The 25156-nt window shown below is 74.5% G+C and carries 28 protein-coding genes; 14 read left to right on the top strand and 14 right to left on the bottom strand.

What is annotated here, in order from left to right; all coding sequences use genetic code 11:
* Window positions 1–14: 14 nt before the first annotated feature.
* On the bottom strand, window positions 15–818 hold the full coding sequence (locus tag QOZ86_RS05545) for a lipase family alpha/beta hydrolase (protein WP_284490964.1): 804 nt from the start codon (window positions 816–818) through the stop codon (window positions 15–17).
* Here QOZ86_RS05545 and QOZ86_RS05550 point away from each other — a divergent pair.
* Both QOZ86_RS05550 and QOZ86_RS05555 read left to right on the top strand, forming a co-directional pair.
* Window positions 817–1563 (top strand): CDP-alcohol phosphatidyltransferase family protein, encoded by a 747-nt coding sequence (locus QOZ86_RS05550; protein ID WP_284490965.1) that lies wholly within the window; start codon window positions 817–819, stop codon window positions 1561–1563. The genes QOZ86_RS05545 and QOZ86_RS05550 overlap by 2 nt on opposite strands.
* A 97-nt stretch (window positions 1564–1660) precedes the next feature.
* Complete coding sequence (locus QOZ86_RS05555) at window positions 1661–2638, top strand: carbohydrate kinase family protein (RefSeq protein ID WP_284490966.1); 978 nt, start codon at window positions 1661–1663, stop codon at window positions 2636–2638.
* Between the two features lie 37 nt (window positions 2639–2675).
* Here the strand turns inward: QOZ86_RS05555 and QOZ86_RS05560 are convergent, their stop codons facing one another.
* Entirely contained in the window at window positions 2676–3335 is a 660-nt protein-coding gene (locus QOZ86_RS05560; RefSeq protein WP_284490967.1) for a flavin reductase family protein, read from the bottom strand.
* A 100-nt stretch (window positions 3336–3435) separates the two neighbouring features.
* Here QOZ86_RS05560 and QOZ86_RS05565 point away from each other — a divergent pair, with 100 nt between their 5' ends.
* Window positions 3436–4356, top strand: a complete 921-nt coding sequence (locus QOZ86_RS05565; RefSeq protein ID WP_284490968.1) for an alpha/beta hydrolase fold domain-containing protein — start codon at window positions 3436–3438, stop codon at window positions 4354–4356.
* Here QOZ86_RS05565 and QOZ86_RS05570 read toward each other — a convergent pair.
* The 5 genes from QOZ86_RS05570 to QOZ86_RS05590 are packed head-to-tail and all read right to left on the bottom strand — an operon-like array spanning window position 4331 to window position 9021.
* Window positions 4331–5437, bottom strand: coding sequence for a glycosyltransferase family 2 protein (locus QOZ86_RS05570; RefSeq protein ID WP_284490969.1), 1107 nt, complete (start codon window positions 5435–5437; stop codon window positions 4331–4333). The two genes, QOZ86_RS05565 and QOZ86_RS05570, sit on opposite strands and share 26 nt — an antisense overlap.
* Entirely contained in the window at window positions 5434–6273 is an 840-nt protein-coding gene (locus QOZ86_RS05575) for a carotenoid biosynthesis protein (RefSeq protein ID WP_284490970.1), read from the bottom strand. The genes QOZ86_RS05570 and QOZ86_RS05575 overlap by 4 nt, the downstream gene beginning before the upstream one ends.
* The gene (locus tag QOZ86_RS05580) at window positions 6270–7907 is read right to left on the bottom strand and encodes a phytoene desaturase family protein (protein ID WP_284490971.1); all 1638 of its coding nucleotides are present in this window, start codon (window positions 7905–7907) and stop codon (window positions 6270–6272) included. The genes QOZ86_RS05575 and QOZ86_RS05580 overlap by 4 nt, the downstream gene beginning before the upstream one ends.
* Complete coding sequence (locus QOZ86_RS05585) at window positions 7904–8512, bottom strand: GNAT family N-acetyltransferase (protein ID WP_284490972.1); 609 nt, start codon at window positions 8510–8512, stop codon at window positions 7904–7906. Before QOZ86_RS05585 ends, QOZ86_RS05580 begins: the two co-directional genes overlap by 4 nt.
* Entirely contained in the window at window positions 8509–9021 is a 513-nt protein-coding gene (locus QOZ86_RS05590; protein WP_284490973.1) for a YbaK/EbsC family protein, read from the bottom strand. The genes QOZ86_RS05585 and QOZ86_RS05590 overlap by 4 nt, the downstream gene beginning before the upstream one ends.
* Before the next feature lie 221 nt (window positions 9022–9242).
* Here QOZ86_RS05590 and QOZ86_RS05595 point away from each other — a divergent pair, with 221 nt between their 5' ends.
* From QOZ86_RS05595 to QOZ86_RS05625, 7 genes are all read left to right on the top strand, one after another.
* The gene (locus tag QOZ86_RS05595; protein WP_284490974.1) at window positions 9243–9416 is read left to right on the top strand and encodes a restriction endonuclease; all 174 of its coding nucleotides are present in this window, start codon (window positions 9243–9245) and stop codon (window positions 9414–9416) included.
* Entirely contained in the window at window positions 9416–9595 is a 180-nt protein-coding gene (locus tag QOZ86_RS05600; RefSeq protein ID WP_284490975.1) for a DEAD/DEAH box helicase family protein, read from the top strand. The genes QOZ86_RS05595 and QOZ86_RS05600 overlap by 1 nt, the downstream gene beginning before the upstream one ends.
* Window positions 9596–9598: 3 nt before the next feature.
* Entirely contained in the window at window positions 9599–10039 is a 441-nt protein-coding gene (locus QOZ86_RS05605) for a hypothetical protein (RefSeq protein WP_284490976.1), read from the top strand.
* Window positions 10036–10404 (top strand): DUF5615 family PIN-like protein, encoded by a 369-nt coding sequence (locus tag QOZ86_RS05610; protein WP_284490977.1) that lies wholly within the window; start codon window positions 10036–10038, stop codon window positions 10402–10404. Before QOZ86_RS05605 ends, QOZ86_RS05610 begins: the two co-directional genes overlap by 4 nt.
* Before the next feature lie 210 nt (window positions 10405–10614).
* On the top strand, window positions 10615–10938 hold the full coding sequence (locus tag QOZ86_RS05615; RefSeq protein ID WP_284490978.1) for a DUF6504 family protein: 324 nt from the start codon (window positions 10615–10617) through the stop codon (window positions 10936–10938).
* The gene (locus QOZ86_RS05620; RefSeq protein WP_284490979.1) at window positions 10938–11435 is read left to right on the top strand and encodes an SAV_6107 family HEPN domain-containing protein; all 498 of its coding nucleotides are present in this window, start codon (window positions 10938–10940) and stop codon (window positions 11433–11435) included. The genes QOZ86_RS05615 and QOZ86_RS05620 overlap by 1 nt, the downstream gene beginning before the upstream one ends.
* 73 nt (window positions 11436–11508) lie before the next feature.
* On the top strand, window positions 11509–15330 hold the full coding sequence (locus QOZ86_RS05625; protein WP_284490980.1) for a DNA polymerase III subunit alpha: 3822 nt from the start codon (window positions 11509–11511) through the stop codon (window positions 15328–15330).
* Window positions 15331–15455: 125 nt separating this feature from the next.
* On the opposite strand, the gene QOZ86_RS05630 is transcribed toward QOZ86_RS05625, so the two are convergent.
* Entirely contained in the window at window positions 15456–15638 is a 183-nt protein-coding gene (locus tag QOZ86_RS05630) for a hypothetical protein (protein ID WP_284490981.1), read from the bottom strand.
* 171 nt (window positions 15639–15809) lie between these two features.
* On the opposite strand from QOZ86_RS05630, the gene QOZ86_RS05635 reads away from it, so the two are divergent.
* The gene (locus tag QOZ86_RS05635; RefSeq protein WP_284490982.1) at window positions 15810–16289 is read left to right on the top strand and encodes a VOC family protein; all 480 of its coding nucleotides are present in this window, start codon (window positions 15810–15812) and stop codon (window positions 16287–16289) included.
* A gap of 208 nt (window positions 16290–16497) precedes the next feature.
* On the opposite strand, the gene QOZ86_RS05640 is transcribed toward QOZ86_RS05635, so the two are convergent.
* The 3 genes from QOZ86_RS05640 to QOZ86_RS05650 form a co-directional block, all read right to left on the bottom strand.
* Window positions 16498–18534, bottom strand: a complete 2037-nt coding sequence (locus tag QOZ86_RS05640; RefSeq protein ID WP_284490983.1) for an alpha/beta hydrolase family protein — start codon at window positions 18532–18534, stop codon at window positions 16498–16500.
* A 326-nt stretch (window positions 18535–18860) separates the two neighbouring features.
* Window positions 18861–19238: a type II toxin-antitoxin system VapC family toxin gene (locus tag QOZ86_RS05645; RefSeq protein WP_284490984.1), complete on the bottom strand. Its 378-nt coding sequence runs from the start codon at window positions 19236–19238 to the stop codon at window positions 18861–18863.
* Window positions 19235–19483: a type II toxin-antitoxin system Phd/YefM family antitoxin gene (locus tag QOZ86_RS05650; RefSeq protein WP_284490985.1), complete on the bottom strand. Its 249-nt coding sequence runs from the start codon at window positions 19481–19483 to the stop codon at window positions 19235–19237. The genes QOZ86_RS05645 and QOZ86_RS05650 overlap by 4 nt, the downstream gene beginning before the upstream one ends.
* 102 nt (window positions 19484–19585) lie before the next feature.
* Between QOZ86_RS05650 and QOZ86_RS05655 the strand changes: the two genes are divergently transcribed.
* Together QOZ86_RS05655 and QOZ86_RS05660 are read left to right on the top strand one after the other, a co-directional pair.
* A complete protein-coding gene (locus QOZ86_RS05655; protein ID WP_284490986.1) occupies window positions 19586–20311 on the top strand; it encodes a methyltransferase domain-containing protein in 726 nt (241 codons plus the stop codon).
* A complete protein-coding gene (locus QOZ86_RS05660; RefSeq protein ID WP_284490987.1) occupies window positions 20308–21498 on the top strand; it encodes an alkaline phosphatase family protein in 1191 nt (396 codons plus the stop codon). The genes QOZ86_RS05655 and QOZ86_RS05660 overlap by 4 nt, the downstream gene beginning before the upstream one ends.
* A gap of 9 nt (window positions 21499–21507) precedes the next feature.
* Here the strand turns inward: QOZ86_RS05660 and QOZ86_RS05665 are convergent, their stop codons facing one another.
* The 3 genes from QOZ86_RS05665 to QOZ86_RS05675 all read right to left on the bottom strand — a co-directional run bounded on the left by QOZ86_RS05665 (window position 21508) and on the right by QOZ86_RS05675 (window position 24123).
* Window positions 21508–22485, bottom strand: a complete 978-nt coding sequence (locus QOZ86_RS05665) for a sucrase ferredoxin (RefSeq protein ID WP_284490988.1) — start codon at window positions 22483–22485, stop codon at window positions 21508–21510.
* A gap of 25 nt (window positions 22486–22510) precedes the next feature.
* The gene (locus QOZ86_RS05670; protein ID WP_284490989.1) at window positions 22511–23788 is read right to left on the bottom strand and encodes a cupin domain-containing protein; all 1278 of its coding nucleotides are present in this window, start codon (window positions 23786–23788) and stop codon (window positions 22511–22513) included.
* Window positions 23789–23856: 68 nt separating this feature from the next.
* Window positions 23857–24123, bottom strand: coding sequence for a BatC protein (locus QOZ86_RS05675; protein WP_284490990.1), 267 nt, complete (start codon window positions 24121–24123; stop codon window positions 23857–23859).
* 249 nt (window positions 24124–24372) lie between these two features.
* Between QOZ86_RS05675 and QOZ86_RS05680 the strand changes: the two genes are divergently transcribed.
* Window positions 24373–25071 carry a permease gene (locus QOZ86_RS05680; protein ID WP_284490991.1) on the top strand — a complete coding sequence of 233 codons (699 nt, stop codon included), beginning with the start codon at window positions 24373–24375 and terminating at the stop codon, window positions 25069–25071.
* Window positions 25072–25156: the final 85 nt, after the last annotated feature.

Below are 25156 nucleotides of genomic sequence, written 5' to 3' on the forward strand. Positions count from 1 at the left end.
GGGCAGGCGACCGCTCAGCCGCCCAGCCGGGCGCAGTCGTCGGAGCCGAGGGCGACCGGGTCCCCGGCTTCCAGCAGGGCTTCGACGATGCCCTGGGCGACCGGGTCGCCGGGCAGCTGCCGGTGGTCGACCTGGCGCTCGGCGCACACGGACTGCACGGTCAGGTTCAGGGCGCCGTCGAGGCGGGCGGAGTCCGGCGGGGTGACCACCGCGTCCTGCGTCGTCCAGACCGACACCCACTCGACCCCCTCCGGGGTCTCGTCGGTGTTCAGGCCGGCCAGCAGCTCGCTGTCCGGGACCATCTGGCGGCAGGCCTCCGGGCACCGCTCGGGGGCGTAGGTGCCGGCGAGCGAGGCGATACCGGTGCCGTGGTGCGGGGAGCCGAGGGTGACCACCCGGCGCGCCACGTCGGCATGACCGTCGGCGATCCACAGCCGGGCGGTCAGACCACCGGCGGAGTAGCCGACGACGTCGACGCTGTCGGCTCCCGTGCGCTCGAGCGCCGCCGTCGCTGCTGCGTCGAGGGCGCCGGCTGCCCCGTGCAGGTCGCCGGTCCCGCCGTCGGGCAGTGCCACCACCGTGGCGTCCCGGCCGGTGCTGCGCAGCCGGTCGGCCAGCGGCTCCAGCATCGCGGTGTTGCCGCCGTACCCGGGCACGATCAGCACGGGTCCGGGTTCCTCCCCGGCGGTGGGAGCAGCGGCCGGCGCCGCCGTACCGTCGTCGCGGGTGAGGACGACGGCGGCGAGAACCGCCGCGTCCAGCACTGCCACCGTGAGGAGGACCAGGAGGAGGCGTCGCATCGGGGAGGCGGCGGGCATGGCCCTACTGTCCCTGGTGCGGACCGGACGGCCGGGAGGGGGCGCGGTGCTCAGTCGCGAGGAGTACCTCGATGCCTGGTCGCGGTGGCACGGCGGCGCCGACACGCAGGCGCCGCTCGTGCGGGGCTGGCTGTCGCTGGCGCACACGCTGGCCCGGCCGCTCGCCGTGCTGCCACCGGTCGCCGTGACCGCGGCCGGAGCGGTGGTCGCCGCGGCCGCGGTGCCGCCGGCCGCTGCGGGCGGCACCTGGCTGGTCGTGGCCGGGCTGCTCGTCGGGCTCTCGGGCCTGCTCGACAGCCTCGACGGTGCGCTCGCCATCGGCACCGGGCGGGCCTCGCAGCGCGGGTTCGTGCTCGACTCCGTCGTCGACCGGCTGACCGAGGCCGCCTATGCGGCGGCGCTGTGGGCTGCCGGAACCCCCGGCTGGCTGGCCGTGTGCTTCGGGGCCCTGTGCTGGCTCCCCGACTACCTGCGAGCCCGCGCCGGGCAGGCCGGCGTGCACCGGACGGGGCCCATCTCGCTGTGGGAGCGGCCGACCCGGGTGGCCATGACAGCGCTCGCCCTCGTCGGCGCGGGGGTGGTCTCGGGCATCGAGGTGGCCGGCGTGGACGGTGCGAGCCTGGTGGTCACCACCGGGGCGGCGGTCGGCGTGCTGCTCGGTGCCCTGGGCACGGCGCAGTTGGGACGGTGGCTGCGCGGCGAGCTGGCCGGCCCGGGCCGGGTTCCGGTCCCCGGGCCGGACTGACCGGGTCTTCCGGAGCCGCCGTGGCCCTCGGGACGGCGGGGCGTCGGCACGGAACCTAGGGTGTGCGATGCCCGATCCCAGCCCCCGAGGAGTCTCCGTGCCCGTCGTCGTCACCGGCTCCATCGCCACCGACCACCTGATGACCTTCCCGGGTCGCTTCACCGAGCAGTTCGTCGAGGGCCAGATGGAGAACGTCTCGCTCTCCTTCCTCGTCGACGACCTGGTGCAGCACCGGGGCGGCGCCGGGGCGAACATGGCCTACGGTCTCGGGCTGCTCGGCCTCTCGCCGGTGCTGGTGGGCTCGGTCGGCAACGACTTCGCCGACTACGACGCCTGGCTGACCCGGCACGGCGTGGACACCCGCAGCGTCCGCTGGTCGGAGCTCAAGCACACCGCCCGCTTCGTGTGCACCACCGACGAGGCGAACAACCAGATCGCCTCCTTCTACTCGGGCGCGATGGCCGAGGCCTCGCAGATCGAGCTGGCGCCGGTCGCCGACCGCATCGGCGCCCCCGGCCTCGTCGTCGTCGGGCCCAACGACCCCACCGCGATGGTCCGCCACACCCAGGAGTGCCGGGACCGCGGCTACGCCTTCGCGGCCGACCCCAGCCAGCAGCTGGCCTGGGCCGACGGCGAGATGATCCGGAACCTCGTCGACGGTGCGGACCTGCTCTTCACCAACGAGTACGAGTCCCACCTGCTGCTGCAGAAGACCGGCTGGACGGCCGAGGAGGTCCTGGTCCGGATCGGCACCTGGGTGACCACCCGTGCCGCCGACGGTGTCCTCGTCCGGCGGGCCGGCGAGGAGCCGCTGTCGGTGATCGCGGTGCCGGAGACCAAGCCGGTCGAGCCCACTGGCGGCGGCGACGCCCTGCGCGCCGGGTTCATCGCCGGCCGGATGTGGGGGCTGGGCCTGGAACGGTCGACGCAGCTGGGCTCCGCCGTCGCCACCGCCGCCGTCGAGGTGATCGGGACGCAGGAGTACGACCTGCCGCGGGAGAGCTTCCTGGCCCGCTTCACCGAGGCATTCGGCGCCGAGGCGGCCGACGAGGTAGCGGCCCACCTGCCCGCCTGAGCCCGGCCAGGATCAGGTTCCCTGATCCTCGCGGGAGCTACTGCCGACGGAGTCGTTCGCCTATCGAGGGATCGGCCTCCCACTGCTGGTACGGGGTGCGGGCGATCTCGCGGACCTCGCCGATCGTCGTCCACTCGTTGCCACCCAGCCGCGCCAGCGGGCGCAGCTCCTCGATCCGCGGCCGGCCGTCGCGGACCGCCGAGGTCCAGACGCTGATGTGGACGACACGGCCCAGCACCACGGTGCTGTCACCGAGCCGCAGCGTGGCGTGCAGCTCGCACTCGATGCTGACCGGGGACTCCGCCACCCGGAGCGCCGACACCTTCTCGGCCGGCTCCAGCCGCACCCCGGCCTGCTCGGCCTCGCTGGTGTGCGGCGGGAAGTCGGTGCCGGTCGCGTTGACCTGCTCGAACAGCGGCTCAGGGGTCAGGTTCACCGTGAACTCGCCGGTGGCCTCCACGTTCCGCAGCGAGTCCTTCCGCCCCACCGAGGTGAACTGCACGATCGGCGGGTCGACGCAGGCGACGGTGTAGAAGGAGTGCGGGGCCAGGTTGTGCACGCCGTCGGCCGAGCGGCTGCACACCCAGGCGATCGGGCGGGGCACCACGACGGAGTTGAGCACGCGGTAGAACGCGCCGGTGCCCATCGCCGCGGGGTCGAAGGACGTACGTGGCCGGGGCTGCTCGGGGGTGGTCACCGGCCCATCGTCGCCGAGTACGGCCTCCGGTGCGCAGGCGGGGCGGGCGCCGCTCTCTAGGGTGTCGCGAGCCGCCGGACGACGGGAGAGGGATCCCCAGATGAGCAGCATGCAGATGAAGGTGATCGCCGCGGTCCTGCGCCTGGCCTACAAGCCGCGGATGGCCACGGCCGAACGGGGACGCGCACGGGTTGCGGAGCCGAAGGGTCCGTCCGAGCCGCCCGCGAAGCTGCGCAAGCGGCATGTGGTCAGCACCCGCCGGATCGGCGGCTTCGACTGCCACACGGTGGCTCCTCGGGACCGGCCTGCCGGACGCGCCGCGATCTACCTCCACGGTGGCGCCTACATCAACGAGATCGCCCCGCAGCACTGGACGCTGATCTCGCGGATGGCCGATGCGGGCGTGCGCGTGGAGGTGCCCAGCTACGGCCTCGCCCCGCAGCACACCTACCTGGACGCGTATCCGTTCCTGACCGAGGTCTACCGACAGCTCGTGGCCGACGTGGAAGCGCCCGCGATCAGCATGGTGGGCGATTCGGCGGGCGGGGGGCTGGCGCTCGGGCTGGCGCAGACCCTCGGCGACGTCGGGCTGCCGCAGCCGGGCCGGCTGGTGCTCATCGCCCCGTGGCTCGATCTGACCCTGAGCAACCCCGACCTCCCTGCCGTCGAGTCGCGCGACCCGTGGCTGAGCACGGCCGGGCTGCACGAGGCGGCGCGGGCGTGGGCCGGAGGCGACGACCCGACCCGTCCACGGCTCAGCCCGCTCAACGGATCGCTCGCCGGCCTCGCGCCGATCGACCTCTACGTCGGCACCCGCGACATCTGCCTGCCCGATGCCCTCCTCCTCGGGGATCGCGCTACGGCCGACGGTGCCCGCCTCCGCCTCGTGACCTGTGAGGGCGCCGTCCACGTCTACCCACTGGTCCCCGCTCCCGAAGGCCGTGCCGCGGCGCGTGAGATCGTCCGGACCGTGGCGGGGGAGCCGGCGGGACGGCCTACAGGGGCCGATCCCGCCAGGTGAGGGTGCCGCGCCGATGGCCGAGGACCGACCGGGCCATCAGCGCGTCGAACACGAGCATCGACACCGGATGGGCCAGGGTGTCGGGCCAGATCCGGCCGCCGGTCGCCGCCGCCGCGGCGGCGCGGCCCGCCGCACCCGCGAGCCAGCCGACCAGCCCGGCCCGCGAGCCGAAGAGCGCCGCGACCGGCGGCACCACCCAGACGGCGGTGAGGCCGGCAGCCGCGGCGACGCTCGCGGCGGGCCGCCCGCCGACCGAGGCCCACAGCGACTTCGCGTAGCCGTCCCGGAGCGCCGGCCAGCCCTCGTACATCCGGCAGGCGGCGAGCCGTGAGCCGTCGATCGGCCCGCCGCGCCCGCCGGCCCGCTTCACCGCCCGGAGCAGCGCGATGTCCTCGAGCACCTCGCCCCGCACGGCCCCGTGCCCGCCCGCGCCCTCGTAGGCGTCCCGCCGCACGACGAGGAACTGGCCGTTGGCGGCAGCCAGGGACGGCCGCGGCGAGCGCTCGGCCAGGCGCAGCGGCAGCGTCGTCGTCCAGAGCCACGGGGCGAGCGGCTGCACCAGGCGCTCGGCCAGGCCCTCGGCCAGCGGCCGGGGCCAGGGGGAGACCAGGTCCAGCCCGTGCGCGTCGAGTGCCGCCACCGCGGCGGCGATCGCATCGGGGAAGAGCCGGACGTCGGCATCGACGAACACCAGGACGTCGTCCCCGGCACTGCCTCCCGCGGCGGCAGCACCGACCGCGCACGCGTGCGGCTTGCCGAGCCATCCGGGCGGTGGCGGGGGAGCGGTCACGAAGCGGACCCGCCGGTCGTGCACCGCACGGACGACGTCGGCCGTGCCGTCGGTGGAGCCGTCATCGACGACCACCACCTGGAACCGGTCGATGCCCCGCTGGTCGAGCAGGGCGGCGAGGCACCCCGCCACCTGGTGCGCCTCGTCGCGCACGGGGAGCACGACGGTGACCTGACGGCTGACCGCCGGCGGGCCCGCAGGAGGCCGGCGCAGCAGTGCGGCGTTGACCGCAGCGTGCGCGGCGCCGGCGACGGCGAGGCCGGTCAGGGTGCGGAGCAGGCGCCCGCTCACGGGCGCCCCGCGCGCCGGTGCTGCACCACGAGGACGACCAGCACGGCCGCCCCGAGCCCCGCGCCCCAGGCGGCCGACCCGGGGAGACCCAGCCAGGTGGCGTGCGCCAGGGCACCGCCGAGGGTCATCCATCCCAGCGCGAACAGCGGGGCGACCGGGCCCACCCGTGGGAAGCGGTCGGCCCGGGTCCGCCCGACGAGCACGTCGAGCAGGGTCATGAGCACCGCACCCGCCACCAGCCAACCGGCGAGGTTGGTCAGCGGCACGGTGTCGATCCCGGGCAGGCCCGGAGTGGGGTCGGCCCAGGTCCAGTAGCCGGCCTGGACCAACTGCGGGTCCAGGACGACGTCCCACGCGGCGAAGACCGTGGCCGCCCAGGCGATGCGGGCCGCCCCCCGGAACGGTGCGCGGACCGGGCGGGCCAGCAGCTCGCCCAGCAGCCAGCTCGGCCAGGCCATCATCAGCCAGGCCAGCGGCACCAGGAACGGCACGCCCAGCAGGGTGGGGCCGAGCGTGTCGCTGTAGGTGTAGGTCCCGTAGGGATGGCCGGTGGCCAGGCCGATCGACTCGAAGACGACGGCGGTGAGGGCCACCAGCGCGAACACCCCGGCACCGGTGCGGGCCCCGCGGCTCAGGCCGGCGTGCGCCACGGACAGCGCCGAGCCCAGCAGCACGATGGTCCACGAGACGACGTCCCGGGCCGCTCCGGAGCTCAGCGGGTAGGCGATCGCCGTCGCCACCAGCGCACCGGCCAGCACCAGGGGGACCGCCCGGCGCAGCGGCGGAATCGCCAGGTGGGTGGCCGCGGCCGTCATTCCCCCGCCCCGGTCCGTCACCGGCGCAGGGCCCGCCGCGCCGCGGCGCGGGCGCGGGGCAGCGCCCGGCGTTCGGCCAGCACGGTCCGTGCCGCCGTCCGGCCCGAGTTGCCGGAGACCCCGCCGCCGGGGTGCGTGGACGCGCCGGCGAGGTAGAGCCCGCGCAGGCCGGGGACGCGGTAGCCGGACAGCCCGGGGGCCGGCCGGAAGGCGAACATGCTGGCCAGCCCCATCTCCACGTGCATCACGTTGCCACGCGGCAGGGACAGTTCGCGTTCCAGGGCCAGCGGGGTCTGCACGTACATCTCGCGGACCGAGGCCGCGAAGCCGGGGGCGTAGCGGTCGACGGCCGCGACGAGCCGCCGGGCCTCGGTGTCGGCCAGGGCGTCCCAGTCACCGCCGTCGGCCAGCGCGTACGGGTACCACTGGCCCCAGATGGTGACCACGTGCTGCCCGGGCGGGGCGAGGGTGTCGTCGCTCGCGGAGAACGACATGGCCAGCGGCACCGGCTCGCGGGGAACCCGGCCGGCCCCCCAGTCGCCGTGCGCGGCGGCCAGCTGCCCGCGGTCGGTGCAGAGCAGCTGGAGGCCCTGCAGGGCGTCGGCCGCGGCGACCCCCGGGTACGACGGCGGTGCGTCGGTCAGGGCGCGCACGACCAGGCCGAAGCCGTTGCCGATCGGCGGCGCGGCGTCGGCCAGCACCGGGGGAGCGGCGTCGCCGGCCAGCTCGCGGGTGACGCCGATGTGGCAGGCCGCCACCACCGCCGGCGCGCGGACCACCCGGCCGGACCGCGTCTCCACCCCGGCCACCCGGCCGTCCTCCAGCAGCAGCCGTGCCGCGCCGTCGCCGAGCACGACCCGGCCGCCGTCGGACTCCAGCCGCCGCCGCAGCGCCTGCGTCAGCCCGCCGGAGCCGCCGACGGGGTGACCGGGCGGGACGTCGTGCAGCAGCGCCACCCAGCCGACCATCGCCGCGGTGCCGGGCTCGGACATCGGCGGACCGGACTGGGCGCCGAACCAGGCCAGCGCCGCCTTGAGCCGCTCGCTGGTGAACCAGCGGTCCAGCAGCGCGTCCCCCGAGCCGAGGAAGTCGACGGCGAGCTCGCCGCCGGGGGTGCGGGCGCGGCCCTCGGCTGGCGCGCCGAGCGGCCAGAAGGAGCGCAGCAGGCCGCCGGCCGACGGCGCCCGGCCGAACGAGGCGACGACGGCGCGGCTGCGCGGCTGCCAGACCTCGACGAACCGACGGTAGGCGGCGGCGTCGGCGGGTCCGCAGGCCGCCTCGATCGAGGCGCAGGTGGCGTCCAGGTCGACGGAGAAGACCAGCGGGCGGCCGTCGGGTCCGGCGTCGCCGGGAACGGGCGCAGGGGCGAAGCCCCAGGGATCGCAGTCGATGTAGTGGAGCCCGTGGGTGGCGAGGTCCAGCTCCTCGACGATGCCGCTGTGCCGGACGATGACGTGCGCGCTGGAGCCGCGGTCGACCCGCACCCCGGGCCAGCGTTCGACGGTGGAGACCGCCCCGCCGAGGACCTCGTCGGATTCGACGACCTCGACGGAGAGGCCTTCGCGGGCGAGATAGCAGGCGGCGACGAGGCCGTTGTGGCCGGAACCGACGACGACGACGTCCACGGTCTCGGACGGGGCAGTGGGTGGGGTCACGCCCGGGAGTTCGTCGCGGAGGGGGCGGGTGGATGCAGCGGCAGCTTCGCGCCGAGGATGGCGAACGGCCGGGAGTCGCCGGGGAAGTGGTAGCCGCGGGCGAGATCGACGAACCCGTCGGCGCGGTACAGCCGGAAGGCCTTGGTGTCGGCGTCGGGGGTGGAGAGCAGGGCCACCGGGTGCGGCAGCCCCTCGACGAGCGCGTGCAGCAGCCGCCGGCCGAGCCCCTGGCTCTGCGCGTCGGGGTGGACGTGCAGCTCGCAGACCTCGAAGGCGCCGGGCAGCCACTTCTTCGCCGTCCGCCGGTCCAGGGCGGCACGCACCTGGTCGTGCCACCACTGGCCGGGGGCGACGAGGTAGCCGTAGCCGAAGCCGACCAGGCGCTCGGCCGTCTCGCCCCCACCCGTCCCGGTCTGTGCGAAGGCCCCCACCGCGCGGAAACCCGGCCGCTCGGTGTGCTGGATGGCGTAGCCGTATCGGCCGGCTACGACGCCGGAGTCGTAGCCCATCGCCAGGCCGTAGACGGTGAGCACCTCGTGCATGTGCTCGCGCATCCACGGCGGCGGGAGCTCGACGATGCGGGTGGCGGGCCGGGTGTCGGTCACGGGGCGAACACCTCTGCCGGAGGGGCGGTCGCGGCCCCCACCTCGGCCGGGGTGCCGTCGGTGAGCCGGAGCAGCTCGTCGTAGCTGGTGGGGAAGACCGTGTGCGGGTGCCCGGCGGCCGCCCACACCTCCTCGTGGCGGGCCAGCTCGACGTCGACCAGCGTGCCGATCGGCTCCGGGTGCCCGATCGGCGCGACGCCGCCGATGGGCTGGCCGGTGTGCCGCCGCACGAAGTCGGCGTCCGCCCGGGTGAGCGTCGGCACGCCGAGGAACCCGGCCACCCGGGCCTCGTCCACCCGGTGGCCGCCGCTGGTCAGGATCAGCAGGGGAGTGCCGCCGACGTCGAACACCAGGCTGTTGGCGATCGCGCCGACCGGCACGCCGAGCTGGGCGGCGGCTGCGGCGGCGGTGCGGGCGCTGTCGGGCAGATGGCGCACCTGGCCGGTGGCACCGGCCGCGAGGAGCAGCTGCGCGACCTCGGTGACCCGTGGGTGGTCCGGCGGAGGCATGGACCGATCCTGCCACCGGCCAGGGGAGGGGGCATGCCTGCGGTCCCGGTCATCGGCGCGGCCGTCGGGCAGGATGCGAGACGTGACGGCGGCCATCCACGCCGTACTGGACCGGCTGCGCGACGAGGCGCTCGACGAGTGCGACAAGGGCACCACGTTCGAGCAGCTCTTCCGGGGCTTACCTGCGGACCGACCCCGAGTGGACGGCGCGGTTCTCCGACGTGTGGCTGTGGTCGGACTGGCCGGGGCGCGAGGGCCGCCCGGACACCGGCATCGACCTGGTCGCCGCCAACGCCGACGACGGCGGGCTGACCGCGATCCAGTGCAAGTTCTACGGAAGGCGCTCGACGACGTCCGCGCCGGGCTCGCCGAACGCGACCGTGGCCAGCTGGTGATGGCCTGCGGGACCGGCAAGACCTTCACCAGCCTGCGGATCGCCGAGGACCTGGTCGGCGCGGGCGGCACCGTGCTGTGCCTCGTGCCGAGCATCCAGCTGCTGTCGCAGAGCCTGCGGTGTCATCGCCCGCGCAGTAGACGTCCTGGGCCCGGCACACTACGCGGACTTACGATGTAGTGCATGGCTACGCCCACTTCGATACGGTTCGATGACCTCGTGACAGAGCGACTGTCGCTCTACGTCGCCCGTCATCCGGGTCTGACTCGTTCGGCGGTTGCGGCGCGGTATGTCGATGAGGGTCTTCGCATGGACGAACATCCGGGTGTCTTGTTCAGGGAGGGGCCGGCAGGGCGCCGCGCGACCGTCGTCGGCGGGCCGGACGTCTGGGAGATCATCCGGGCGGTGAAGGCGGCGCGTGCAGGAGAACCAGACCTGTCCGACGACGACCTGCTGACCATGCTCCAGGACAACACCGGCGTTCCGCGCCGGATGACCCGCATCGCGCTGGACTACTGGGGGGCGTACCCCGAGGAGGTTGACGCGCGGGTGGCCTACGCGGATCAGGCCGAGGCCGATCGGGCTGCCGCGGCTGACCGGACGGAATCGCTACTCCGCCCGTGAGGCTGCTGCTCGACGAGATGATTGGACCTCGTGTCGCGCGAGAACTCCGCGCTCGGGGATTCGACGTGGTCGCGGTCGCCGAACGGGCGGACTTCCGTGCCCTGCCCGACGACGTCGTCCTCGATGTCGCTCGTGAGGACGGCCGCGTCGTCGTGACTCTCAACATCGGTGACTTCGCACGGCTGCACCAGCAGTCCCTGGTCGACGGGCGCCTGCATCCGGGGATGGTCATGGTGACGGGGCATGCCTTTCCGCAGGATCGGGCCTTCGTCGGCGCTCTGGTCAACGCGTTGATCGTCGCCGCTGAGACCTCGTCGCTGCCCAGTGCCGGGGAAGTGGTGTATCTGCGGCCCGCGGGGGGATGAGCAGCCCCGTCGACAACGGCACGGTGGTGACTGGCCGCGTGCCGCGGTGGCGGACACGGTGTCGCGTGGCTTGACGAAGGCTGAGCGCTCGGGTCTACTGAACAGTGTTCGAACAAGCGTTCGAACGGCGTCCGGTCCGCTCGTCCCGGCTCTTCCCCGCCGGTGGGTGGCGATGGGCGTGCGCGCGGGGCGAGGCGTGGGGAGGCTGTCATGAGCCGGGTGCTCGGTGAGGTCGTCGGTCGGGCCGGCGAGGAGGTGCAGGTCGAGCGGGGCCCGCTGGGGCCCGTGCAGTTCTGGCGCGGCCAGTCCCGGTACCTGGTGGGGGAGCTGCTCGACTCCTGGATCGAGACCACGCCGTGGTGGCTTCGCGACGCCGACGGGGGAGGCGCCTCGGCCGATCTGGTGGCGCCGCGGGAGGTCTGGCGGGTCGAGGCGGTCCGGGCCGGACGGTCCCGGATGAGCTTCGCCGGGGTCTACGACATCTCGTGGGACGCCTCGGGGAACCGTTGGTGGCTCGTGCGGGTGCACGACTGATGGGCGCCGCCCGCGCCGTGCCGGCCGACCAACTGCCACTGCCCCCGGCGCTGCCCGCTGCTGCCGCAGCCCTGCTGGACCAGGCGCACCGGGGGTTGACCGAGGCCGCTGCGGCTCCCGATCCGCGGGAGCGATACGCCACCGCCCACCTCGCGGCGCTGCGTGCCGCAGCCGCGGTGCTGGCCGCCCGCACCCGGCCGGAGAGCGGGCGCCGCCGTCCGCGCAGCGCCTGGGTCCTGCTCGGGCAGGTCGCACCCGAGCTGGGGGAATGGGCCACCTTCTTCGCCGCCGGCGCGAGCAAGCGCGCCGCGGCCGAGGCCGGGCTGTCCCGGTCGGTCACCGAGCGGGAGGCCGACGACCTCGTCCGCGACGTCCGCGCCTTCCTCGCTGTGGTCGAGACCGCACTGGGCAGCACACCGTTCCCCGAGTCGCCCCGCTATCCGCGGCCGCACGTGGTTGGTGGCGTCTCGTCCCGGTCCGCCGGATCCCGGAAGTGAGCGAGCTTGCGAGCTCACCGGTAGACAGAGCAGTCACGGTCACGCGGTTGACGAGCGCCAGCGAGGAAGCCGCGTGAGTGACCCCTTCGTCCACCTGCACGTCGCCTCCGGCTACTCCATGCGGTACGGGGCCAACCACCCGGCCGACCTGGTGGCCCGGGCCGCCGAGCACGGTATGCCGGCCCTGGCACTGACCGACCGGGACGGGCTCTACGGCACGGTGAAGTTCGCGCTGGCCTGCCGGTCGGCCGGGGTCCGCCCGGTCTTCGGGGTTGACCTGGCGGTGGCGCCGGCGCTGGGCACCAGCGTCCCGCCGGCGCTCGCGCACGTGCTCGGGGAGGACCCCGCCGCAGTGCGCCCCTCCCGTGCGCGGGCCGCGGCGTCGCCCCGTCGGGCCCCCGCCCGCGGTGGGGCGAGCGTCGACCCGCGGCTGCCCCGGGTCACCTTCCTGGCGCGGGACGGTGCCGGCTGGCGGTCACTGTGCCGGCTCACCAGCGCCACCCACCTGCGCGGCACCCGCGGGGAACCGGTGAGCTCCCTGGCCATCGCCGCCGAGCACGCTCCCGGGCTGACACCGCTGCTCGGCCCCGACTCCCCGGTGGGCCGGGCGCTGCTGGCCGGCCGGGCCGATCTGGCCGCCGACCAGCTGGACGCCTGGCGTGCGGTCTTCGGTCCGCGGCTGGCGCTGGAGGTCGTGCACCACCGCGGCCGGGGGGACCGCTCCCGGGCGCAGGCGATGCTGCGCTTCGCCGCCGCGCAGCAGGTGTCGGTGGTGCTCAGCAACGCCGTCCGGTACGTCGACGCCATGGACGCGCCGACCGCCGACGTGCTCGACGCCGCCCGGCGGCTGGTCCCGCTCGGTGCACGGCACGTCGACCGCACGACGGCCGAGGGGTACCTGAAGTCGGGCAAGGAGATGGCCGAGGTCGCCGAGGACCTCGTCGGCCCCGACCGGGACGCCGCACTGCGGCTGCTCGAGCGCACCGCCCGGCTGGCCGAGCAGTGCGCCGTCGACATCGCCGGCGACCTCGGCATCGGCAGCGTCCGGTATCCCGAGCTGGACGTCGTCACCACACCGGCGGAACGGGGGATGAGCCCGGCGCAGGTGCTGCGGGCCCGCTGCGAGGCGGGGCTGGGCCGGCGGGGCATGGCACCTACCGCCCGGGTGCGGCAGCGGCTGGTCGACGAGCTCGGGGTGATCGACCAGCTCGGCTACCCGTCCTACTTCCTCACCGTCGCCGACGTGGTCGACCTCATCAAGAGCTTGAGGGTTCGCGCGGCGGCGCGCGGGTCGGGCGCCGGCAGCCTGGTCACCTACCTGCTCGGCATCTCCGACGTCGACCCGCTGCGGTACGGGCTGCTGATGGAGCGGTTCCTCTCGCCGTTGCGCCACCAGCTGCCCGACATCGACATCGACGTGGAGTCCGCCCGCCGGATGGAGGTCTACGACGCGGTCATCGACCGGTTCGGCGCCGACCGGGTCAGCTGCATCTCGATGATGGACACCTACCGGGTGCGGCACGCGATCCGCGACGTCGGCGCCTCGCTGGGGCTGCCGCAGGCGGAGATCGACGCCGTCGCCAAGGCGTTCCCGCACATCCGGGCCAACCAGGTGCACGCCGCGCTGCGCGACCTGCCCGAGCTGCGGGCCAGCCGGCTGGGGTCGAAGCGGGCCGGCGGCTCCGGCGACCTGGACCTGCTGTTCGACCTGGTGTCCCGGCTCGACGGGCTGCCCCGGCACATCGCGCTGCACCCCTGCGGCGTGCTGCTCTCCGATGCCACGCTGCTGGACCGCACCCCGGTGGAGAGCAGCTACCTCGGCTATCCGATGAGCCAGTTCGACAAGGACGACGTCGAGGAGCTCGGGCTGCTCAAGCTCGACCTGCTCGGCATCCGGATGCAGTCGGCGATCTCCCACGCCCTCGACGAGGTGGCCCGGGTCGACGGCGAGACCGTCGACATCGACGCCGTCCCGCGCGACGACCCGACGACGTTCGAACTGATCCGCAGCACCCGCACGCTCGGCATGTTCCAGATCGAGTCCCCGGGGCAGCGCGAGCTGGTCGGCAAGTTCGGGCCGCAGACGTTCGAGGACCTCATCATCGACATCTCGCTGTTCCGGCCCGGGCCGGTGAAGAGCGACATGGTCACCCCGTTCCTCATGGCCCGGAACGGCTGGCGGGACGCGCAGTACCCGCACCCCGACCTGGAGTTCGCGCTGGCGGAGACCGCCGGGGTGGTGGTCTTCCACGAGCAGGTGCTGCAGGTGGTGTCCCGGATGGCCGGCTGCACGCTGGCCGAGGCCGACGAGGTGCGCCGCGCGCTGGGGGAGAAGGACGCCCATCCCGAGGTGCGGGCGTGGTTCGTGCCCCGGGCGTTGGCCGCCGGCTATCCGGTGGAGGTGGCCGAGCGGGTGTGGGAGGTGCTGGCGTCCTTCGGGTCGTTCGGCTTCTGCAAGGCGCACGCCGCGGCGTTCGCGCTGCCCACCTACCAGTCGGCGTGGCTGAAGACCCACCACCCGGCGGCCTTCCTCGCCGGGGTGCTCACCCACGACCCGGGCATGTACCCGAAGCGGTTGATCCTCGACGACGCCCGCAACTTCGGCGTCCGGGTGCTGGGGCTCGACGTCAACGCCTCGGCCGGCAGCTACCGCGTCGAACGGCTGTCCAGCGAGGACGAGCGCGAGTCTAAGGATGAACTCGAAGGTGAGAGTTCTGGCTCGGAGGGCCGGCGGCGGCCGGAGTGGATGCCCGCGGAGATGCCCGACCCGTCCCGGTACGGCATCCGGCTGTCGCTGGCCGACGTGAAGGGCGTCTCCGACGACGAGGTGGCCCGCATCGTGACCGGGCAGCCCTATCGGTCACTGACGGATTTCTGGTCGCGGGCGTCGGTGTCCCGGCCGGTGGTCGAGCGGCTGGTGCTGGCCGGGGGGTTCGACTCCCTCTACGGCTTCGGGATGCGCGACCGCGAGGCCGGCCGGCCGACCCGACGGCGCCGGCAGGTGACCCGGCGGGACCTGTTGCTGCAGATCAGCGAGCTCGACCGGTGGAGCCGCAGCGGTGCCCGGGCCGGCACCGACGGGCAGCTCAGCCTGGACCTGATGGGGCTGGATCAGACGGGCCCGGATCAGCTGGGCCTGGATCAGATCGGCATGGAATTCCCCGGAGAGGAGTCCGAGGGTCAGGCCGCCGGGCCCTCCTGGGCGGAGAGCAGCGGACTGCCCGAGTTCACCGATGCGGAGCTGGTGCGCGCGGAGCTGGAGGTGCTCGGGCTGGACGCCAGCCGGCACGTGATCGATTTCTACCGTCCGTTCCTGTCCGCGATCGGCGCGGTCCCGGCCGGGGAGCTGCTCGGGTGCCGCAGCGGCTCGGAGGTGCTGGTGGCCGGGGTGAAGGTGGCCACGCAGACGCCACCGATCCGCTCCGGCAAGCGGGTGGTCTTCGTGACCCTCGACGACGGCTCCGGGTGCACCGACTCGACCTTCTTCGAAGACGCCCAGGGCCCCTACGCCGCGACGGTCTTCCACTCGTGGCTGCTGGTGATCCGGGGGGTGCTGCGCCGCACCGGGCCGCGCGGGATGTCGCTGCGGGCCACCGGGGCCTGGGAGTTGCCGGCGTTGCACGAGGCGTGGGAGGCCGGCGGGCTGGAGTCGGTCGCCGAGCTGATGGCGGCGCCGGGGGAGTACACCGAGCAGGCGATCGCCGGAGCCGCCGCGTCCCGGAACTCCCGGCCGGTGATGGTGCGGCCGGTGCTCGTCCACCCGACCGGGTTCCGGATGTCGCCGTACGCCGACATCAAGCCCGCCGGCGACGAGACCAAGGTCGCCGCGCGGCGGGCCGCGTCGGGGCCGCCCCGGAAGCTCTGGCACTCCAGCCCCGGCAGCTCCGGCCGGTGACCGGTCCCGGCGCATCGGCGGAAGGCGCCCTGGCGAGGCTCACGGGATCTCTGCCGTGCCGGCTCGTCGGCCAGGTGGCGAGGCGAAGGGCTCCGGGCGAGACATAGGGAGTCAGCCCTCCTCGATCACTGGTCGTCGGTGGCGTCCTCGACCTCTTCCTCGATCTGGTCGACGCCTTCCTCGACGTTCTGCTCGACGCCGTCGTCGACGACGTCCTCCCCGCAGGCGGCGGTCGTGAAGGACGCAGCGGCGATGGCGAACGCGGCCGCGGTCGCGCGAACCAGGCGGGGACGGGTGGAGCGGGCCATGGAAACTCCTCGATCGTCGGCGGTACTGACCGGAGGGATGTGCCCGGGCCCGGCGGACAGCTAAACGATCACCCGGCGACACGCAGCGGCCGGCGGCCGATGAGTCCGCCGGTCCGGCCCGGTCTACCCACCGACACCGGCAATCGGCCGGTGCGCGAAGGAGGACCAGCGATGCCCCAGCAGATCCCGTGCCTGTGGTTCGACGGCCAGGCCGAGGAGGCGGCCGCGCACTACACCTCGATCTTCCCGAACTCCTCGATCGGCGCCGTCTCGCGCTACGGCCCCGACATGCCGATGCCCGAGGGAACGGCGATGACGGTGAGTTTCACCCTCGACGGGCAGGAGTACGTCGCTCTCAACGGCGGCCCGCAGTTCCCGCACAGCGAGGCCATCTCCTTCCAGATCATGTGCGCCGACCAGGAGGAGGCCGACCACTACTGGGATCGGCTCACCGACGGCGGGGAGGAGAGCATGTGCGGCTGGCTCAAGGACCGCTTCGGCGTCTCCTGGCAGGTCATCCCCACCGAGCTGATGAGCCTGTTGAGCGATCCAGACTCCGGTCGCGCCCAGCGGGCGACCCAGGCGATGCTGCAGATGCGCCGCATCGACGTCGCCACCATCCGCCGCGCGGCCGACGGCGTGCCCGCCTGAACGAACGACGGAGCTTCATCCGCGACATCCTCACCCGCGCCCGGGTCTGGCGTGCCCGGGCCTCGGTGGAGGTGTAAGACAGCCCGGCACAGGTCGTAGTTGAAGGCTGTCCCGGACGCCGTTGTCCTTGCCTGGCGTGGACCCTGGTCACCTCGCCGGGGCGGTCGACGTCGCGGAGGGGGGTGACGCCGGGAGTGGGGCCGGTCGTTCACCTCGGCGCGGGAAGGCTGCCGCGGTTCACCCCCGCCGTCAGCCGTAGGACCCGCCCGTCGGAGAGGGTGAGCGTTGCCGGGCCGTCGCTGGTCAGCTCGTAGGTGAAGGCCCCGGTGAGGCAGGTCCGCTGGGTGTCGACCTGTAGCTCGGCAACATTGGCCAGCGTTCCCTCGAGCCGGGCGGCCGCTGGGCCACGGGTGACCGTGACGTCCCGGCCGTCCTGGACATAGGGCACCGGGTCGGGGCCGGCGCCGGGGATGGGTGTGGCGGTGACGACCGGGATACCGCAGCCGGAGGAGGTCAGATCGGTGTCGGCGTACTGCTCGGTCCGCGGCCGGATGCCGCTCACCCAATACGCCGCGTCGTGTCGGATGCCGTACTCCGGGGCGTCGAGGAACGTGGCCGTGCGGAAGGTGACCCGGGCCGGGTCGTGGACCAGCCGCTGGCTCGCCGAGTAGGCGGCCTCCTTCCGCCAGTCGTCGTGGAGGATGAAGGTGAAGTGGTCAGCCGCGGTGTGCTGCCACCACCGGTAGGAACCGCCCGCGTCGGCGAACGCGGCCCGCATCGCCTCGGCGCTGGGCGCCTGCACCAGCTCATCGGCGGCGCCGAACAGCATCGAGCCGGGCACGTGCCGGGCGTTGCCGGCAAAGTCGATCATGTTGCCGACGGCGCCGGCGGTGACGTCCACGGTGCCCTCGACCGGGGTGCCGTTGGTGTCGTTGCCGGTGAAGGGCACCCAGCCGGTGAACCCGGCGAACCGATCGGGAAAAAGCATCGCCATGCGGAAAGTGATGTAACCGCCCTGGCTGTAGCCGCTGGAGAAGACGCGGTCGGGGTCGACCGGCAGGGCCTGCTGGACGTCGGCCATGACATCGAGCAGGTCTCGCTCGCTCACGTCCGAGCCGTAGCCGTTCGGCCCCCGCGCCTCCGGTGTGACCAGCAGCCGGCCCAGCTCCTCACCGAAACGCTGCTGCATGCCCGGCTGGTTGATCTGCGCGACCATGCCCTGGTTGCTGCCATGCCACTCCATCTGCAGGCCGTAGCTGCCGCTGGTGACCGACGCGGGCACGTAGACGCCGTAGGGCTGATACCGGCCCAGCAGGTTGAACACCTGGGCGAAAGCCGATGTCGACCCGCCGCTGCCCCGCCCCGGCACGCCCGTGTAGCTCATGCTCTCCGTCGGCGGCCCGGAGACGGCCGGCACCGTGTAGTCGGAGGTGTAGACCCGCTCGTGCATGCCTGGCTCCCGGGTCACGCCGCGGCGCAGGTCCTCGGTGCTGACGGTGTAGCCAAAGGCGGAGACGTCGCCGGAGGTCAGTGCGGCCGCCTGCCGGTCTTCGAACCAGGCACCTTGCCCGCTCGGCGGGTGCTCCGACGGGGCGGCGTAGGCCAGCGTGTACTGGGCCTCCTCATCGGGCCCCCGGAATGCGACGTTCATGACGGTGCCGGCGGCGGCGTCCGCGGTGACCGCCTGCACCCGCCAACGGGGGGCGGTGGGAAGTGGGAACGAGCCGCGCAGGGTATTGCTGTCCGGGTCGCCGCGGTCGAGGACGACCAGGCGGTCCCACCCGTCGCTGCGCACGTCGAGCTCGCCCCAGGTGCCGCCACCGGTCATCGGGTCGCCGTCGGTGTCGATGGCCAGCGCGAGGACGGTGTCATCTGGTCGGTACAGCGCGGCGGTCTCGGCGGCGACATTGATCCGGTTCCCGTGCCGGGACAGCTCCAGCCGCACCAGGTCGGCCACGCTGATCCGGTCTTCGGCGTAGCGCTGGTCGCCGGCCGGGTGCGCCAGGGTGCCGAAGGCCCGCTGGGTGCCGTTGTATCCGATGCCTCCGGTGTCGGCGCCGTGGTCGTCGTTGACGTAGTCCCGGTAGACCACCGTGCCGTCGCAGACGGTCGTCGTCCCTGCCCACCACGACGTCCCTCCGCACCTCTGCGTGAGCCCCACCCCCGGACTCGGGGCGGGAGGCGGGGCCGGGGTCGCCGCGGCGACGGCGGGGCTCAGCAGGCCGCCGACGACCGACGCCGTCACAGCGATAGCCAGGCGCAGATGATAAGGCCGCATGGGTGCTCCCGGGAGGCAGTAGGCAACGGTGGGAACTGCCAACGACCATCAGACCAGACGGTGACGCAGCCCACTACGCCGGAAGGGGCGAACCTGGGGCGGGGAACGACAGGAACCCACGGCCAGCAGCCTCCCGCGGTGGGTTGCGTCCGGGCGTGCTCCGTTCAGCGGCCCACTCAGCGCAGTTCCCGTCCGGGGTGTGACGGGCCCTCGGACGGGGGTGGAACCTGAACTCAGGTCGTCGACGTCCCGTAGGGGATCGCCCTGCGGGACAGTGCCGGCCCGACGGACGCTCAGCCGGCGTCGATGAACGGCACGTCGTAGTCGGCGATGCGGCGGTCGGCGGTGACGATCGTCAGCTGTTCGGAACGAGCCTGCGCGATGAGCAGCCGGTCGAATGGATCGCGATGATGCAGCGGTAGATCCGCGACCGCGACGCCGTGGGTGGAATCGAGGCGAAGGACCTGAACGCCACTGCGCAGTACGTGCTCATGCAGGTTCCGCGGCACCATCAGTTTGCCGATCGCCGCCTTCACGCCGATCTCCGCGAAGGAGACGACGCTGAACAACAATTCCGTCGCCTGCTCGATCGCCTCCTGCGCGGCTCGAGAGACGCGTCGTGTTCCCCCCAGCTCCCAGAGCACGACGTGCGTGTCGAGCAGCAGTCTCACGTCGGCTCGTCCAGCATGTCGTCGAGTTCGGCGTCGGTGAACTCGAAGTCGTCCGCCAGCGAGATGCGGCCGGTAAGGGCGCCGCGGGCTGCGAAGAAGCGCGCCCCGGGCGATGCGGACCGGTCGATCCGGACCAGCCGCGCCACGGGGACGCCGTCGCGGGCGATCTCGACGTCCTCTCCGGCTTCGACCCGCGCGAGCAGCTTCGACAGATCCGTCTTGGCCTGACCGACATTCACGAGCACGACGCCGATGCTAGCCGCTTGGCCAAGCTTGGCCAAGCAGATAGTCGCTTCGGCAAGGGCGGTAGCCGGTGCCCGGCGGCGCCCGCCACTAGGCTTCGCCAGGTGCCGACCGAACCGCCTGCGGAGCAGCTGCCCGCCCGGACCGCTGCCGTGTGGGCCGCGCTGGACCCGGTCGTCGGCGCCGGCACCGCGGTGCGGGTGCTGGACGTCGGCGGCGGCAGCGGGATGTTCGCCGTGCCGCTGGCCCGGCTCGGCCACACCGTCACCGTCGTCGACCCCAGCGCCGACGCGCTCGCCACCCTCCACCGCCGTGCCCAGACGGCCGGTGTAGGGCAACGGGTGCGCGGCGTCCAGGGCGACGGCGACCTGCTGCACGAGGTCCTCGCCGACGACGGCGGCTACGACCTCGCGCTGTGCCACTCGGTGCTCGAGGTCGTCGACGACCCCGCGGTCACCCTCCGGGAGATCTCCGGCGCCGTTCGGTCCGGCGGGCAGGTCAGCCTCGCCGTCGCCAACCGCGCCGGTGCAGTGTTCGCCCGCGCCCTCGCCGGTCACCCCGCCGACGCGCTGGCGCTGCTGGCCGACCGGGGGCCGATCCCGGGCCGTCCGGTCCGCCGGCGGTTCACCCCCGACGCCCTGCTCGCGCTCGTCGACGGGGCCGGCCTGGATGCCGGCGCCTGGCGGGGCGTCTCGGTGGTCGCCGACCTCCTGGAAGCCGCGTCCGGCGCCGACCCGTCCGACGTCCGCACCCTGGAGCTCGCCCTCGCCGGGGCCTCGCCCTATCGAGAGGTCGCCGCCGGCCTGCACCTGCTGGCCACCCGCCCGTGACCCGGCCGGCCGATGACGCCGGGCTCCCGCCCGATCTGCACCGGCCCGCCTACGGGGCCGCCTCCCTTGCCGACGTCCTGCCCGGTGTGGCAGCGGCGCTCGGCGCCCCCGTTCCGCGGCGAGACCTGCCGGTCGACCCGCTCGGCCTCAGCACCGCACTGCACGGCGCGCGCCGCGTCGCGGTGCTGCTGGTCGACGGTCTGGGCGCCGACCTGATCCGGGCGCACGCCGACCTCGCCCCCACCCTGTCCGCGATGACGAGCCCGGCCGGCGAACTCCAGGCCCCGTGCCCCAGCACGACGCCGGTCAGCCTCACCACCCTGGGCACCGGCCTGCCGCCGGGCACCCACGGGATCCTGGGGTTCGTCACCGACGTACCGGGGGAGGACCGCACCCTCAACCACACCCAGTGGGCCGACGATCCCGACCCGGCCGACTGGATGGCGCAGCCCACCGTCTTCCAGCGAGCCGCCGCCGAGGGGGTGGCCGTCACGGCCGTCGGCCCCTGGGCCTACGCCGGATCCGGGCTCACCGAGGCCGCCTACCGCGGGGGGAACTACACCGGCGCGGTCGGTCCGGGGGACCTCACCGCCCTGGTGCGGACGGCGCTGGCCGCCGGTCCTCGGGCGCTGGTCTACGGCTACCTGGCCGAGCTCGACCTGACCGGCCACGTCCGCGGGGTCGACTCGCCCAGCTGGCGTGCCCAGCTCGCCCTGGTCGACCGGATCGTCGAACAGCTCGTCGACGAGTTGCCCGACGACGCCGCGCTCCTGGTCACCGCCGACCACGGGATGCTCGACGTCCCCGCGCACACCCGGCTCGACCTCGACGACGAGCCGGATCTGGCCGACGGCGTGCGCCTGCTGGCCGGGGAGCCCCGCGCCCGCTACGTGCACGTCGAGCCCGGCGCGGCGGCCGACGTCCTGGACCGCTGGCGGGGCGTCCTGGTGGACCGCGCCTGGGTGGTCGGCCGCGACGAGGCCGTCGCCAGCGGCGTCTTCGGCGCGGTCGACGACGCGTTGGCCGCCCGCGTCGGCGACGTCGTCGCGCTGGCCCGGGGGAGCTGGGCGCTGGTCAGCTCCCGCCGGGAGCCCGGACCGAGCCGGCTCGCCGCCTACCACGGGTCGCTGACGGCGACCGAGCTGGCGATCCCGCTGCTGGCCGCCCACGGTCGCGCCCTGTCCTGAGCGCGGCCCTCAGCCCGCGGCGGACCGGACCGACAACGACAGGTGGTGCCAGGTCCGCACCCGCCCGGGGCGCACGGCCTGGCAGGTGAGGCGCACCGCCTCCGGTGCGGGCCGGCTCTCCACGGTGACGACGACGACCGCCCCGGCCGTCCCGGCGAGCGTCACCTCCCACCGCTCGGTCTCCGCGTCGTCCGATCGCAGCGGGGTCACGCCGAGCGGGGCGAGGTCGTCGACGCCGAGCAGGCCGAGCTCCTCGCGCGCGTAGTGCTGCGCCGCCTGCGCCGGGGCGGCGACCCCTGCCCGACCGCGCAGCCAGGGCAGCGCGACCTGGCCGCGGTCGTGCGCGGCCACGACCAGGCCGCCGTTCCCGGGCACCTGCCCGTAGTAGAAGCCGTACGGCAGCACCAGCAGGTTCGCGGCGAACCGGTCGCCCCCGAGATGACTGCACTCCCAGACGTCGGTGGGGCCTGGCGTCGGCAGCGTGCGGGCCAGCGGCCGGCCGCGCAGGGCGCAGCAGGCGTCGTGGCCGCCGTGGGTGCACACGAGGTACGTCTGCCCGGGCGCCGCCACGCCGACCGAGCCGTCCCAGGGAGCGGTGAGCAGGTCGGCATCGGCCGACCGCACCGACCACCACAGTCCCTCACGGCCGGGCCGGCTGTCGGCGTATGCCCAGCGGCGGCCGGAGTCGGCCAGGCGGTCACCGGGACGGCGGACCAGCAGCACGCGCACGCCCTCGCGCTCGGCCCGCTCGGCGAGCAGCGGTGCGACCTCCGCGTCGAAGCGCGACTGCAGCAGCGCCTGACGGCCCCACGGCCCGGGCTGCTCGATCAGCAGCCAGCGGGACACCGGCGACGCCGTGGCCATGCTCGCGTCGGCGCGCGCCAGCGCTTCCACCGAGCACCGGCTGCCGTCGAGGCGGCCGGGGGGGCGCGCGGGGACGTCGGTGCAGCGGTTGTCCTCGCTCCCCGGGGAAACCGGGTCGCTCACGCCCCCGACCGGGTCGGCTGCCGGATCACCGGTGCTCCCCGGTCGCGCCACCATGGGCCCCATCGTGCCCGCCGGCCGGGGTAGCGGGGGCGGGGGCGTCCGCGACGGTGGCATCCGGCACGGTGGCGATCGCGTCGGTGACGAGGCGGTGGGCGAGGGTGATCCGGTCGGCCGGGCCCAGCGCCGGCAGGTCGCCGACCTTCAGCTCGCCGGCGGCGAGCAGCTCGGCCAGCGCGGGCCGGACATCCGCGGGGAAGGTGTGCGTGCGCCGGCCGGCGAGCAGCGTGACCGGACCTTCCTCGCCGTCGCGCAGCGCGACACGCAGCCGCGCCCGCAGCCGCAGCACCGTGTCCGGGGTCAACGCCGCGGCCGCGGCCGACTGCGCCAGCGGCGCGACGGGTTCGGGTCGCACCTGTGCCCAGGTGCGGGCGCGCAGCCGGTCGGCCACCTCCGCCGGGTCGACCCGGCCGAGCCACTCCCGCAGCCCCTCCACGACGGCGGCGACGTCGTCGGCGACCGCGTCGGGATCGGCGAGGTCGATCCCCAGGGGGAGCGACCCGCGCAGCGACCGGTCCTCGGCGGCCAGGGTGCGCACCAGATCCAGCACCGACTCCGCGGCAGCCCAGCGGGTCACCGAGTGGATCCCGACGGTCAGGTGGGCGCTGATCTCGCCGAGCGCCTTGGCCGAGTGCAGGTACCCGCGCGGGAGGTAGAGGGCGTCGCCGGGCCGCAGCACGGCGTCGATGACCGGCTCGCGCTCGGCGGCGGCGGCCACCTCGGCGGCACGGTCGGTCCAGACCTGGGTGCGCAGCGGGTCGGGGAGCACCGGTTCGTGGATGGTCCAGTGCTTCTCGCCGGCCACCTGCAGCACGAACACGTCGTGCACGTCGTAGTGCGGGCTGAAGCCCTGCGAGGACGGCGGCGTGATGTAGGCGTTCACCTGCGTGGGATGACCGAGGTCGGCGGCCAGCTGGTCGGTGAACTCGATCAGCGGCGGCCAGAGCCGGTGGAGTCCCTGCAGCACGACGGTGCTCCCGTCGGCGAACAGCCGCAGGACCGCGTCGGAGGACACCTGGTCGGCGATCTCGGCGCCCGCCCCGCCGGAGCTGGTGAACCGCTTGGTGTCGACGACGGCGCCGTCCTTGGCGATCCGCAGGAACGGCGTGCGCAGCCCCCGACGGGAGAGCAGCTCGTCGACCGCGGGCAGGTCGAGCAGGTCGGTGAAGGAGTTACCGGTCTCCTCGGCCCGCGTGAGCAGCGGGCGGCGGGCCCAGTACCGGGCGCCGAAGAGCTCCGGCGCCATGTTCGTGCACCGCCGCAGGGCCGGGCAGAGCTGCGGCTCCACCCGGCCCGATGCGGCCAGGTTCTCGGTCAGGCCGAACCGTCCGCGCCGCCGTCCGCGCCGCTGTCGGCACCGCCGTCCGCGCCGCTGTCGGCACCGCCGTCCGCGCCGCTGTCGGCACCGCCGTCCGCGCCGCCGTCGGCGCCGCTGTCGGCACCGCCGTCGGCGCCACCGTCCCCGCTGCCGTACGCGGCGCTGGGGGCGTTGCCCAGCGGAGGCGTGCCGGCGCCGCCGTCCGCGCCGCCGTCCGCACCGCCGTCACCGGCGCCGCCGTCGGCGGGTCCTTCCGAGCTCACCCTGTCCTCGTCGTCGAGCGCCACTGGCTCCTCCGATCCGATCGACCGGGCCGCCGGACGGCGACCCTGCGAGGCCTGCTGTACCTCGCCCGCCGCCGGTCCACACGTCCGCGCTGGCCTCGGCGTTCGCGGCCGGCCGGCCGAAGGTCTCGATCCTGTTACGGCGGGGGGTCGCGTGTGGCGCGCCCGACATCGCGGGCATCCCTGTTCCCGAACCGGTGAGACGACGCAGCGCGAAGGGAGAAGGTCATGACCGAAGGTCGAGCACGTACCGAAGGATTCCAGGACGAGGGCGTCCGCGAGGACGCCGCCACGCGGGGGGAACCGGTGGACGGGGCCACCCGCGTGTCGGCGGCTCCGCCGGTGTTCCGCACGGAGGAGCGGGTCGAGCGGCCCACCGAGGTGTCCGTGGCGCCGACGCGGCGGGACCGGGTCCGGTGGGGCCCGGTCTGGGCCGGCCTGGTGGTGGCGATGCCCACGTTCCTGCTGCTGCAGCTGGCCACCCTCGCGCTGGGGCTGTGGGACGTCGGCCCGGGGGACGGGAGCAGCGCCGACCTGTGGAGCAGCATCAACGGGCTGATCGCCCTGTTCCTCGGCGGGCTGACCGCGGCCGCCACCGCGGTGTGGCGGGGGATCAGCGAGGGCCTGCTGCACGGGATCCTGGTGTGGGCGCTGACGATCGTGTCCCTGCTGATCCTGACGCTGTTCGGCGGCGGTGCCCTGCTCGGCTCGCTGGCCGGGGTGGTCACCGACGTGGCCGGCATCCAGCAGGCCAACCTGCCCGACGTCGCGGCCGGCCAGGTGACCGACGTGGCGAAGTCGGCCGCCAGCTGGGCGGTCCTGGGGCTGGGGCTCTCGATCGCCGCGGCGGCCCTGGGTGGCGTCGTCGGCGCCAAGATGTGGCCGAGCAAGCACGACGACGAGGCCGAGCGGGTCTCGGTTCACTGACCGCGGCGGGGGGGGGGGGGGGGGGGGGGGGCCCCCGCCCCCCCCCCCCCCCCCCCCCGGGGGGGCCCCCCCGGGTGGGGGGTGG

It is taken from the genome of Blastococcus capsensis, assembly GCF_030165005.1.
In the GTDB taxonomy this organism is placed as follows: domain Bacteria; phylum Actinomycetota; class Actinomycetes; order Mycobacteriales; family Geodermatophilaceae; genus Blastococcus; species Blastococcus capsensis.

Coding starts and splice junctions, on each gene's coding strand:
- QOZ86_RS05550 (WP_284490965.1), top strand. CDS start 817: ATGGCCCTACTGTCCCTGGTGCGGACCGGACGGCCGGGAGGGGGCGCG.
- QOZ86_RS05630 (WP_284490981.1), bottom strand. CDS start 15,638: ATGGCCCGCTCCACCCGTCCCCGCCTGGTTCGCGCGACCGCGGCCGCG.
- QOZ86_RS05545 (WP_284490964.1), bottom strand. CDS start 818: ATGCCCGCCGCCTCCCCGATGCGACGCCTCCTCCTGGTCCTCCTCACG.
- QOZ86_RS05600 (WP_284490975.1), top strand. CDS start 9,416: ATGGCCTGCGGGACCGGCAAGACCTTCACCAGCCTGCGGATCGCCGAG.
- QOZ86_RS05635 (WP_284490982.1), top strand. CDS start 15,810: ATGCCCCAGCAGATCCCGTGCCTGTGGTTCGACGGCCAGGCCGAGGAG.
- QOZ86_RS05615 (WP_284490978.1), top strand. CDS start 10,615: ATGAGCCGGGTGCTCGGTGAGGTCGTCGGTCGGGCCGGCGAGGAGGTG.
- QOZ86_RS05605 (WP_284490976.1), top strand. CDS start 9,599: ATGGCTACGCCCACTTCGATACGGTTCGATGACCTCGTGACAGAGCGA.
- QOZ86_RS05670 (WP_284490989.1), bottom strand. CDS start 23,788: ATGGCGCCGGAGCTCTTCGGCGCCCGGTACTGGGCCCGCCGCCCGCTG.
- QOZ86_RS05680 (WP_284490991.1), top strand. CDS start 24,373: ATGACCGAAGGTCGAGCACGTACCGAAGGATTCCAGGACGAGGGCGTC.
- QOZ86_RS05565 (WP_284490968.1), top strand. CDS start 3,436: ATGAGCAGCATGCAGATGAAGGTGATCGCCGCGGTCCTGCGCCTGGCC.
- QOZ86_RS05590 (WP_284490973.1), bottom strand. CDS start 9,021: ATGCCTCCGCCGGACCACCCACGGGTCACCGAGGTCGCGCAGCTGCTC.
- QOZ86_RS05620 (WP_284490979.1), top strand. CDS start 10,938: ATGGGCGCCGCCCGCGCCGTGCCGGCCGACCAACTGCCACTGCCCCCG.